8 protein-coding genes are annotated in these 12,506 nt (G+C 51.0%); all 8 read right to left on the bottom strand.

The features are described from left to right. Positions 1-247 precede the first annotated feature (247 nt). The gene (locus tag L1N82_RS03255) at positions 248-3,955 is read right to left on the bottom strand and encodes a dynamin family protein (protein WP_235285890.1); all 3,708 of its coding nucleotides are present in this window, start codon (positions 3,953-3,955) and stop codon (positions 248-250) included. A 103-nt stretch (positions 3,956-4,058) separates the two neighbouring features. Beyond that, the gene (locus L1N82_RS03250; protein WP_235285889.1) at positions 4,059-4,331 is read right to left on the bottom strand and encodes an NAD/NADP transhydrogenase alpha subunit; all 273 of its coding nucleotides are present in this window, start codon (positions 4,329-4,331) and stop codon (positions 4,059-4,061) included. 6 nt (positions 4,332-4,337) lie between these two features. Further along, on the bottom strand, positions 4,338-5,036 hold the full coding sequence (gene nth / locus L1N82_RS03245; protein ID WP_235285888.1) for an endonuclease III: 699 nt from the start codon (positions 5,034-5,036) through the stop codon (positions 4,338-4,340). 256 nt (positions 5,037-5,292) lie between these two features. Beyond that, complete coding sequence (locus L1N82_RS03240) at positions 5,293-8,025, bottom strand: S-layer homology domain-containing protein (protein ID WP_235285887.1); 2,733 nt, start codon at positions 8,023-8,025, stop codon at positions 5,293-5,295. 89 nt (positions 8,026-8,114) lie between these two features. Beyond that, positions 8,115-8,660: a GerMN domain-containing protein gene (locus L1N82_RS03235; RefSeq protein WP_235285886.1), complete on the bottom strand. Its 546-nt coding sequence runs from the start codon at positions 8,658-8,660 to the stop codon at positions 8,115-8,117. A gap of 14 nt (positions 8,661-8,674) precedes the next feature. After that, positions 8,675-10,144, bottom strand: coding sequence for an N-acetylmuramoyl-L-alanine amidase family protein (locus L1N82_RS03230; protein WP_235285885.1), 1,470 nt, complete (start codon positions 10,142-10,144; stop codon positions 8,675-8,677). Positions 10,145-10,383: 239 nt separating this feature from the next. Next, positions 10,384-10,980: a 3-isopropylmalate dehydratase small subunit gene (gene leuD, locus L1N82_RS03225; RefSeq protein ID WP_235285884.1), complete on the bottom strand. Its 597-nt coding sequence runs from the start codon at positions 10,978-10,980 to the stop codon at positions 10,384-10,386. A gap of 31 nt (positions 10,981-11,011) precedes the next feature. After that, positions 11,012-12,433 carry a 3-isopropylmalate dehydratase large subunit gene (gene leuC, locus L1N82_RS03220; RefSeq protein WP_235285883.1) on the bottom strand — a complete coding sequence of 474 codons (1,422 nt, stop codon included), beginning with the start codon at positions 12,431-12,433 and terminating at the stop codon, positions 11,012-11,014. Positions 12,434-12,506 lie beyond the last annotated feature (73 nt).

Raw genomic sequence — 12,506 nt, 5'->3', positions numbered from 1 at the left:
AGGATTGAGCCCGTTATTCCGCTTTCTGACACGCAATGGTCACAATTAACAGAGGGAACGACAAGATTTCGCCCAAATGATTGCTCATTGCTGGCAATATCAGCTGATTTCTTCCATTTGGATGATGTGGGAATGCATCACGCAAAAAAACCTGCGCGCTGCTTCAGCGCACAGGTTTAATAACGATAAATTTCATAGTGAATGCCGATAATTATAAAGCTCGTGCTTATGGTCCGGTCCCCTGCTCTCAGACCACGCTTAAAGCATCAAACAACCGGCGCAGCTCTACTTCACTGACTGACTGGTTAAGGGACGCCATTCTGCCGGACTCATAGCTGCGGATACTTCGTTCCAGCCTGGAGGCCACTTCAGCCAGCGCCGATTTCCATGCCTGCTCATAATGGCCGGTCCATTCTTCTGCCCGCCGTTCCATATAATCCTGCATACCGGGGGCCAATAACTGCTCAAGTTCTTCTCTCATGGCTGACTTGCCGCTGCCCTCGAAGAAATGCCTTGGGGATTTGAATCTGGTGGACAGCCAGCGTATATCCGGCTGCTCCCGAGCCTGCCATTCTTCATACACCTCAGGCGCGGAAGCATCACTGGGCTCATACGCCTCCGCACGGAAGCCTTCCAGCAGCCTGCTTGTATCAGCTGCTTCCGACTCGTAGTGCTTCTGCACCAGCCGTTTAAGCGACAGTTCCAGTCTTAACTGAGTCGCAAGCAGCTCCTGGGACAGTTCCTTACGCAGCATCTGCTGCAGCTCAAGCCATGATGACACCAGCATTTTCTTCAGGTCGCGGCCGTCATCCTGCAGCACAGCTGGATTGAATGAGAAGTTGAAGAATTCTCCAAAGCGATAGCGAACCCGCTGGAGAACATGATGGAACAGCTCCTGCAGCTCTTGCCGCAGCGGATCAAACGGTGCCCGGCTACCAGCTGACTGTACATGCTGAAGCGCCTTAGCTGCCGCCTCACGGAGAGCTTCCGCTTCCGTATACCTTGTCTGTTCATCATGTCCCGCGGACTCGATCCAGTCGGCAACGATATCCTTTGCCCGTGTAATCTCCCGCCTGGCCGCTTCGATCGCGATGCCCCCGAGCTCTTTGGCTGTGAAATCAAGGAAAGACTGCTCGAAGGCATCAATCCCCGAATGCCTGATTAGCTCTTGATTTCCCTCCTGTTTACCGGTAAGTGCCAGCAGACTCGAGACGGCAAACATTCGCGGAAACCTTATCCCGTGCTGCAGCAAATTCTGCTCCACATGCTTTAGAACACCCTGAAGCTCTTCGCTGCTATCTGCCAGGTCAGCTGCATTGACAATAAAGAACATTTTATCAAGCTCAAACTGATCCTTAACCCGTCCAAGCTGGGTCAAGAACTGCCGGTCCGCCTGCGAGAAGGCGTGATTGTAATACGTTACGAACAAGACTGCGTCAGCATTCTTGATATAGTGAAACGCGACACCAGTATGCCGGGCATTAACCGAATCAGCTCCGGGCGTATCCACCAACACAATTCCTTGCGCTGTCAACGGACAGTCATAATGAAGATCAATCTGCTGTACGAAGCAGGATCTGGACTCCTCCGCAACGAATTGCCGATACTCCTTAGCGGATGCCTTAAGCTCCTTGCCCAGCTGAGCGCCATATGAGCCCCATCCGTGCAGAGCCGCCTTCAGGAAGCTGTAATGCGGTCTCCCGCCCGGGTGCAGTCCTGCAGGTGTAAATGCCTTGACCTGCTCCAGCAGCTCGCTGATGTCCGCTGAAGATGTATCTCCGCCAAGCATGGAAAGCGAGAAACGGACATCATCCAGCATGGTCTCGTAGGATTTCATGATAACCTTGGCAGTACCATGCGGATATTCCGCCTCGGGAGCCACAATGCGGTTAATCGCAGCTGTCGTCGGGTTAGGCGAGACCGGAAGCGCCGGCGATCCGATTAGCGCGTTCGCAAATGAAGACTTGCCTGCACTGAAAGCCCCGAACAAGGCGATGGTAAATCTGCCGTTCTTCAGCCGGTCTGCCTTACGTTTCATGGCATCGACTGTATCAATCATTGCTTCGTAGCCTTCCAGCAGGGAAGCAGCTTCCAGAAGCCTGCGAGCAGAGGCATGCTGAGTATGAAGCATTTCCTTATTGGCGGCAGGTGCAGAGACATTACTGGCTGCTTCCAGATGCCCAGCAGCAATAATTGCAGCGCTGCCAAGGTCTTTCTTTGCCTGACCAGCCGGGGAACCCGCGGTATCGGAAGATTCGTACGACTTTACTGCATGAGTACTGGACTGATCCGGACTGTACGATATGATCGTGTTTGAAGCATCTGGAACAGGGAGTGACGGCCGTTCAGGAGACGCAGGCAGCTCGGCCAGTAAACTCTGCAGATAAGCTTCTGTCTTATGATCCATCGCCTGCAGCTCTATGACCGCCTGAGATTTCGAACCCAGCTCTGCAAGCTGCTGCTCAATCTGCCGCTCTTCCTCCAGAGATTGCTCCGCTGCCTTAACACCCAGCAGTTCGATGAATGCATAGGCTCGCCGGCGAGCGTCTTCCTGCACTTTTTGCGCTACCTGCCTGCTGTAAGTCATCGTGTATTCATTGCCCATGACCGCACCAGACTGAATCTGGGCCAGCAGCCAGTCACCCGTCATTTCCTGATCGAGATTTCCCTGCAGCTGCCTCTCTACCTCATCTCCCCGCCACCGGAGCTTATCAGCGGCTTTGCGGAGCAGATCCTTCAGATGCCAATAGACTGCCGCCTGAATTTGTTCATCCAGCTCCCGGCGGAACGCCTCAAGCCGTCTGGCTTGCTCAGCTGCTGTCTTAGCACCCGCGAACAGAATACCGGTACGGAAGCCGGGCTTGCGGCTTTCCAGCATCTCATGGGCTAAGTCCCGAACAACAGCAGGCATAATGTTAGCGCTGCCGAGAATGGCCTGAACCTCTTGGCGCAGTGCTTCCTGGAGCTTGGCTGGACGGCGCTTGGCATCTTCGAGCTCTAACTTAAATGTCTTTAGCCTGTCTGCAACCGTTGCTGCCTCTTCCTCTCCTCCGGCAGCTTCAAGCAGACGCTGCCGTTCCGGCTCCGCCTCAGATGCTAACTGTCTAACGTGTTCTGCTATCAAGAATCGCGCTGAAGCATCGATGTTGTAGCTTTGCAGCTGCTGCTTGCTGCTGGTCAGCTGACGAAGCAGTGCCTCCAGCTGAACCAGCTGGGAGGCTGGATGATCAGGCTTCTTAAGTGACAGAAATAGGATCCCCGCAGGCTCCAGATGCCAATCGGTGAACGCGCGCTTGACAGACTCCTTGTATTCTTCAAAAGGGAGCTCATTGTCCCGGTGCTTATCGATCTGATTAACAATCAGATACATAGGCTTGCCCCAGTCAGTCAGCTGCTTGGCGAACGTGAAGTTGATTTCAGACTGCACGTGATTATAATCCATGACATAGAACACGACGTCTGCCAGGTGAAGAGCCGATTCCGTTGCCAGCCGATGCGCCGCATCCGTGGAGTCAATGCCTGGTGTATCCAGCAGCATAAGGTCTTCTCTAAGCAGGTCCGAAGGATAAGAGATGGCAACGGATACAAATTCCTCTCCGTTCACACAATACTCCTCCAACCGCTCAGGAGCTGCTGTAATCGTTTCCTTGGTACCATTGTTAATCCGCTCTATGACAGCAGATGGCTCGCCGCCCCGGATCGATACCACATTCGCACTTGTTGGGATAGGGCTCGAAGGCAGCAGCTCGGCACCACACAACCGGTTAACGAGCGTCGACTTCCCCGCTGAAAAATGGCCGCAGAAGGCGGCTATCAGCGCATCTCCTGTCCGTTTCTCAAGCAGCTCCGCCACTTTATCCGCATGAGCCGGATCGTTTTGCTTCTGCATCCTCTCGCGAATCGTGACCAGAGCATTGTCAAGCGGATGCAATGTCTCTAACGTTTTGCTGTCCATGACGCTGTCTCTCCCATATCTATTATGGTCATACTTTCATGCTTAATAAATGAAGCCGGCGGCAACCGCCGCCGGCTTCATGGGTTTATCATATGGCAGAACGCTACTCAGCGTCCCCTTCATCGCCAGGCATACAGATCTCAAAGACATTTCCGTGCTGAAGAATCGTAATGCCGCGCTTCTTCTCACGCATCACGACAACCTCCGGCTTAACACGCATCCGTTCAATATATTGATCGGGCACTTCACCGGAGCCGCTTACCGTGATGCCTTCGAGCACGACATCTTCGTTATCAGCCGGTGGAGATTCAAGAATCTGCTCGTAGATGTCCGAGAATAGTTCAAAATTGTCAGTGTAAACGGAAATGCATTTCATTGTTCCTCATCCTTTACTGGCGATTTGCGATTGTTTTATTTTTGGTTTATTCTTCCTGTTTTGTACAGGTTTCATACGCCTTTTGCCTTCCTTACAAACATCAAGCAAAGGGCAGATGTCGCATTTAGGGCTTTGTGCCTTACAGTGATAGCGTCCAAAAAAGATCAACCGGTGATGGGTTAGCGTCCATTCATCCCGGGGAACAAGCTTCATCAGCTTCTTCTCCACTTCCAGAACGGAGTCATCGGGCTTAGCGGCGGCAAGCCGTTTGGAGACCCGCTCGACATGTGTATCTACCGCTATCGCCGGCACACCAAATGCATTGGATACGACGACATTAGCTGTCTTGCGGCCCACTCCCGGCAGTTCAGTCAGCTGCTCGTGTAGCTCCGGAACTTGGCCATCATATCGTTCGAGCAGAATTTGGCACAGCTTCTGAATATTCGCCGCCTTGTTCCTGTATAAGCCTATCCGCCTGATATCTTCTTGAAGCTCCTCAAGTGGAACCGCAAGATAATCTTCCGGTTTCTTATATTTACGGAACAGGTCCGCTGTCACCTTATTAACCGTTTCGTCCGTACATTGCGCAGACAACAAAACAGCGATTGTCAGCTCAAACGGATTACTATGATTTAATTCGCAATGTGCGTCAGGAAACATCTCGGCAATACAGTCCAAGATGTGACGCATTTGCTTAGCGTTCATATCTTCTCTCCTGCCCGCCTCTGTGGCGCTTGCGTCCCCTATTCTTCTAAGAGAAATGGGCTATCGTACAAAGTGTAGCGAAAAATGTCACGAATCGCAAGCATAGAATACGGTTTAATAGAAATATTCCTGCATGCCCTATAAGGATTTCACGAATTTATCATAGAACATCGTAATCAACCGCAAACAGGATTTATCATACACAAAAAGAGATGCCAGTCCGGCCTGCCGGATAGCACCTCTTTCGTGCAATTTATTACTGCTTCACAACCTCGAGAAGCTTGTCCTGATAGAGATAGAGAGTAATCTTATCGCCATTCTTAAGATTCTGTATATCCAGCTTGGCGCCATCAGCCGACTGGATGACAGTCTCCGGAAGGATCGTATACATGTAACGGTCCGCTACAGCAGAACGGGTTGTATACAACGTCTTAGCTGCCGCATCATATTTCCAATACGTTTTGACCAGACCAGGATTCACGGTAATGATAAGCTGGTCATTCGTATTTTTGCGAATTTCTACCCGGTCACCAACCGCCAGCGTGCCGGCTGTGACGGAAGCGCCATTCTTCATCACTTGATAGCCGTTATCCATCTGGTACACAACCGTCTGTCCAGTGTAGTCCTTCACCGTGACCTTACCTGCATCTACAGCAACAAGCTGTCCTGCCGTCACTGCAACCTTCTTAATTGCTACTGCTGTTCTGCCTTCATAGGTGACATTGACCACTTGGCCTGCCGCCAGCTGATTCAGTGCAATCGCCTTGCCGTTTTCATCCGAGATAGTAAATGCAGAGCCTGTACTCCACTCGCTGGTCTGACCTTCCGCTGAGGTAAGCTTCACTTTGTTCGCAGCTATATCCACAGAAGACACTGTTTGCTGCACCACCTGTCCGACTTTAATTAGTACCACCTTATCCTGGGTAGCATTCAGAAGAAGTGTCACACTGTCACCGGTCTTCAAGTCGGCCAATACAGGATTCGTTTTGCCAAGGAGTTCAACAGTCGGACTTTCGAGCGGCAGTGTTACTGCCGAGTCATCTGACATTCGAATGGTAATCTGGTTGGTCAACGAGTTGATGCCTGAGAGCTTGCCGGAGTACTGGAATACAAATTTAAGGATAATAGCATTGGAATCCGAGTATCCGACACTAACTTTACGTCCCTTGACCAGCATCGAGCCCGCAGCTTCAACCGCCATTGCTGTACCGTTAAAGTCGATCCTCGTCTTAGAGGAAAGAGACAGAGCATGCGGCTTGCCGCTGGAATCAGCTACCGTAAGCACCTTGCTCTCCGGCACATAAGATAATATGGTTGCATTATTCAGCATCACGACTTCCCGGTTGATAACCTTAATCTGGGTAACTTGTCCATCCGCATTTAGGGTCAGCTCCAACTCATCGTCCTTGGCAAGGTCGGTTATTCCCGGGTTAGTAATACCATCAATAATAATCTTGGCACTGGCAGCGATGAACTTCGCTTCTGGCCGGCCGTTCACGATATAGGTAATAGTCTTGCCGTCCGCACTGATATCGTTGAACGATCCCGTCAACTTCTGGCTTCCGGTTGCTGTAACATCCAGCTTGGTTACAAGATCATTCTGAATTTCGAATACTGCCTTATCCCCTGCCGTAATCTCGCCGAGGCTGGCCGGACGTCCATTTCTTGTAACTGCAACGGATGAAGAGACATTCCAGGTTACCGAGCTCTCGGTTTCCTGAATGGTTATTTTTCCTGCCTGAATCTGTGTAATGGTTCCACTGCCCGCACGGCTGACCGGAGCACCCTTGACAATAATCTTCACAACGAGCGGTGTAGTGCGGAATTTATCCCGAAGAACCTCAACTGTGCTTCCCTCTTGCAAATCAGTCAGAGCTAGAGGGGCCCCGCTGCTGTTCGCAATAACGAGATTCCCGTCATACTTGAACGACTGATATCCGCTGCCTACCTTAAGCCAGAGTTCACCGGATGCCAAATCAATACTGCCTATCGTACCCGTTACCGTTTCGACCAGAACATTGGCATCCAGCTGCTCTATATAACGTGCAGTGCCATTCTCAGTAATAACCATGGCATTGGTATAGGCGTTTAACGATCCCAATGTTGAAGCCTTCTCGGAATCAAAACGGAATATCATCGTAGACGGCGTGATGGCATAGGTAACCGTTTGTCCATCAGCATAATAGAGCGTGATCTGATTATCAGAAATTGCGGATATAACACCCTGCGCTTGCCCTTCATAGTTAACTGGATATTTCGCTTCTGCCCGGCTCAGCAGAGTCGCCATCATCGCCCTGTTGACAAGCCCTTTCGGGTCGAAACGGTTTGCAGAAACACCATTCACAAGGCCAAGAGACACAGCCGCATTAATATAACCGTTATAAGAGCTGTCTGCTAGAGCAGCGTCATGGAAAGCTGGCACCGAAGTGCTTAGTGCTGCGGCCTTCTCCTGCTCGCCAATAGCTCGGACCACCAGCTTCGTGATCCACTCACGTGTAGCCGGCTTGCTGCCCCAATCCACCGAGGTATCAGCTGCTGCGGCCTTCATTTCGGCCTCCTGTTCCAGGAGACCCTTCTGGAAAGCCAGAGCTGTATAAGACGTATAATAATTTCCTACACGAAATGAATCGGGAAAGCTCATGACTGCCGCGGCTACCTCGTTCTCCAGGCCCAGGAAACGAATCGCCATTACAACTGCTTCCTGCTGGGTTACATTATCCGAAGGACGAAACTTACCGTTGTTCCCTTTCACAATACCCTGCAGCGACAATTTACTAATATGCTTCTCAGCCCAATGACCTGCGGCTACATCTGAGAACAGCATGGACACCGAGCCGCCGACCGCCGTATTCGCGGAGCCTTCTGTGCCTGCTGCGCCTGATGCCGCACCTGTACCTGCAGTCTCTGCAAATGCAGCTCCGCCGGTTAGCATGGAACAGATTAATGTAGAAATCAGCAACTTCTTCCAATGTGATGTTGAGTGAGGCATTCAGCCAGTCCCCCTACGCTATTATATGTAATGAACTACTTAGATAAGATAAGAACCATCTACCGGCAGCCGGGATGGTCCTATGATCATTAAGGTCTTACAATCGGATGGTCGAGATACACATGACCCATCAAGCTTTCTACCGCTTCACCGTCAACAAGGATTTCCAGCTCTTTCACCTCATCGAACTGGAAGCATGTCTGCTGAAGAGCATCCACAGCAAGCTGTTCTCCCGGAGCACCCAGCCGGGCCTCCTCCGGCAAGCTGAGGTCAACGGTAAGCCTGCCGTCGCCAAATGTTGCCGAATGGAAAACCGCATCCCGCCAGAGCGATACCTCTCCCTCGCCCTCCCCTTTGAGTGCTTCCAGAGCAGACAAATATTTCGCGGTATCATCCCCAAACTCGATGATGACAGACTTCTCCTTGAGATCAGACATGTCCTCATCGGATACATAGACGTTCACAGGCATGCTGATGACTGGAATCTCCTCTTGGGCTTGAGGATTGTTATCATCCACCTGAACAGGCGATGAAGCCGGCACTTGCGCCGGCTCGCTCACATCCCTGCCCTTGCCGCAGGCAGAAACAGACATTGCTGCAACGGACAGCATCAACAGTAAAGCTACTTTCTTCATTAGAGACGGCCTCCTTACTTCAGCTTCAGTTGTTCCTTGATGGCCGCTACTATCCTAGCTGCGGTCCGATCTTGAACGGATTCAGTGAAGAGTACAGTTGCATCCTCTCTGTTGGACAAATACCCCGATTCCAGAAGAACGGCCGGCATGTTCGTCTTACGGATAACCAGGAAGCCGGCTTGTCTGACCTTACGGTCAGGCAGTCCGGTTCCGACCAGCAGTTGTTTGTGCATAATATCAGCAAACGCCTTGCTGTCCGCACGGCTATAGTAGGTTTCCGTACCACGGATGGTAGATTTGTAGCTGTTGGCATGAATGGAAATGAATAAGTCAGCTTTTAAATTATTCGCAAACTTGGCACGGTCCTCAAGCTCAATGAAGACATCCGTACTGCGTGTGAGATAGGGCTGAATCATCGGCTCCTTCTCCAGAAGAGCATTCACCTTCAAAGCAATAGCAAGATTATACTCCTTCTCAGCCTTGCCAATCACACTGATTGCACCCGGATCCTTACCCCCGTGACCAGGATCAATAACGACCTTGTAGCCTGTCGGCGAACCACTTGGAGTCCCTCCGACCGGGATAACTTGTGACGGAGCTGGCTCAGTAATGGCATCAGCCGGAACGTCAGTCAGCGCCACATCAATATAATACTCGCCCTCTCCCGAGGAAACCTGGTATTCGGATTTTACCGCCATATCCAGCACAACACGTACAGTTGACGGATCGGAGGAGAAGAGCGAATACCGGATGCTCTTGAGATTCAATGTCTCCGTTATGATCTTCCCCTCACTCCTGCTCCCTGCCGCAGCCAGGGCCGCAGAATACTCCGGGGAGAAAGCAGTATTAGGAATATCAATCACAAGCCTGTCGGGATTTTCCAGCCAGAATGCATTGTTAGGCGTCAACTGACCATCGTATTTAATGGTGATCCGGCCCATGCCGTTATAATTGATCGATTCAATTAGAGCACTTGTATCCGCTGCCGGCTTCTCGGCCGCAGGCTGTGTTACTGGAGCGCCTACACCAGCACCGTTTGATGGCAACTCTGGCATGGCCGGCGTAATCAAGTAAACCGACTTTGTTGTCTGCTCCCATCTCACAGTAAGACCCAGGTTCTGCCCAACAAACCGCAGAGGCACATACGTTACACCTTTGTCGATGAACGCGGGAGCATCCAGCTTCACGCTTGTCCCGTTAACAACAGCAACATCCTGATCAGCCGTAAGCACGATAAGCGTGCTGCCATCCGCGATTGTTACTTCTCTGGTCTTCGAATTCCAGTCTACACTGTAACCAAGCTGTTCGGCAATAACCCGCATTGGAACCATCGTTGACGACTTGACAATGCGCGGCTGCGCATCCGTCTGGATGACATTTCCGTCCAGAAACAACTTCGGGACTACAGTGGCAGCTTGTCCGATTCCCGGGAGAAGCGCACAAACGAACGACATCAACAGCATCATCGTTACAAACTTCTTCATAATTCACCTCAAGCCAGATTTGTTGCCCGCACCGAATCGTCAGCTTTGACGAATACAGACGTATATTTAGACGCAATCCTGCAGAAAAAGTTGCGTCGTCAGGGAAAAATGTGCAACAATGCGATTTTTGAAGAAAAACAGCCCTAGATCAACCTAAATGTGTGATTTTTCGCGTATATGTGTAAAAAAGAAAGCCGTTCCCGGCGGAACGGCTTGATGATTTGATTCATTAACATACCTTATACTTGTGCTGCCCGCTCCGCTTCATAAGCAGAAATCTTGTCTTCATGCTGGAGCGTAAGCCCGATGTCATCCAGTCCCTGAAGCAGGAATTGACGGCGGTGCTCATCCAGATCGAATGTAATATGAAGTCCATGGTTATCGGTGATAGTCTTATCTTCAAGACTGATGGTCAGTTCATATCCCTCGTACTGTGCCGTACGCTGGAACAAATCTTCGACCTGTTCTTCACTTAGCTTAATCGGCAAAATGCCGTTCTTAAAGCAGTTATTATAGAAGATATCAGCAAAGGACGGAGCAATTACACATTTGAATCCGTAATCCAGTATAGCCCAAGGCGCATGCTCACGCGAAGAGCCGCAGCCGAAGTTGGCACGGGAGATCAGAACTGAAGCACCCTGGTAACGAGGCTTATTCGGTTCAAAATCCGGATTAATATTGCCGGCTTCGTCAAATCGCCATTCATAGAACAGGAATTGTCCGAATCCGCTGCGCTCAATGCGCTTCAGGAATTGCTTAGGAATAATAGCGTCAGTGTCTACATTCACACGATCGACCGGAGCGACAATGCCGGTCATAGTTTTAAAGGCTTCCATAGTTATGCTGCTCCCCTCTATATCGGTCCGATTAGTTCAGTACTTCGGATTTAAAATTCCAGTCACGCACATCCGTGAAGCGGCCCATAACTGCTGCTGCTGCTGCCATTGCCGGAGATACAAGATGCGTGCGTCCGCCACGGCCTTGACGGCCTTCAAAGTTACGGTTGGATGTTGATGCACAGCGCTGTCCCGGCTGCAGAACGTCAGGGTTCATGGCCAGACACATCGAGCACCCAGCTTCACGCCATTCAAAGCCTGCTTCGATGAAGATCTTGTCAAGACCTTCCTTCTCAGCCTGCATCTTAACGCGTCCGGAGCCCGGTACGACAATCGCCGTCACCTTCTCGTTAACCTTGTAACCTTTGGCAACCTCGGCGGCAGCCCGGAGATCTTCGATCCGGCCGTTCGTACAAGAGCCGATAAATACATAATCAATCGGAATTTCACTGATCGGCGTACCCGGCTTCAGATCCATGTACTCCAAAGCCTTCTCAGCTGCTTTCCGCTCGTTCTCCGTTGCGAAATCCTTCGGGTCAGGAACGACAGCCGTAATATCGGTTCCCATGCCAGGGCTTGTTCCCCAGGTTACCTGCGGGATCAGGCTGTCGACGTCAAACTCAACAACATGATCGTATACTGCACCCTCGTCTGTAGTCAGCTCAGACCAGCGGGCAACCGCCTTCTCGAACTCTTCGCCCTGCGGTGCATGCTGGCGGCCGCGCAGATATTCGAAAGTCGTAGCGTCCGGAGCAATCAGACCGGCACGCGCTCCTGCTTCGATAGACATGTTGCAGACGGTCATACGCTCTTCCATCGTCAGGCTGCTGATTGCTTCGCCCGTATATTCAAGTACGTAACCAGTCGCAAAGTCGGTACCGTATTTGGCAATAACCCCAAGAATCATATCCTTCGCCGTTACGCCTGGCTTGCGCTTGCCATTGAAGCGGACTTCCATTGTCTTAGGCTTAGACTGCTGAAGGCACTGGGTAGCCAGCACGTGTTCAACCTCGCTTGTACCGATACCGAAAGCCAATGCGCCGAATGCGCCATGGGTTGATGTATGGCTGTCACCGCAGACAATTGTCTTGCCTGGGTGCGTCAGGCCGATCTCCGGGCCCATAACGTGCACGACACCCTGATCAATATTGTTCAGATCGAAGAGTGTGACGCCAAAGTCCTGGCAGTTCTTCGTCAGCGTGTCAATCTGCTGCTTGGATATCGGATCAGTGATATTGAAGCGGTCTTTCGTTGGAACGTTGTGGTCCATAGTCGCAAATGTAAGGTCAGGACGGCGAACCTTGCGGCCGGACAACCGCAAACCTTCAAATGCTTGCGGAGATGTAACCTCGTGAACCAAGTGAAGATCAATATAAATAACGCTAGGCTTTCCCTCTTCTGAATGAATCACATGATTATCCCAAATCTTCTCAAACATCGTTCTCTTAGCCATTATTGTCACCCCATAAATTTCGATAAAATAACGGGAGTTGTATCCCCTGTCGAATTGTTGTTATCATATTAAC

The organism is Paenibacillus tarimensis (assembly GCF_021532315.1).
GTDB lineage: Bacteria > Bacillota > Bacilli > Paenibacillales > Paenibacillaceae > Paenibacillus_I > Paenibacillus_I tarimensis.
Note: the sequence above shows the minus strand (reverse complement) of the source record. Positions and strands in the feature narration are given on the sequence as shown.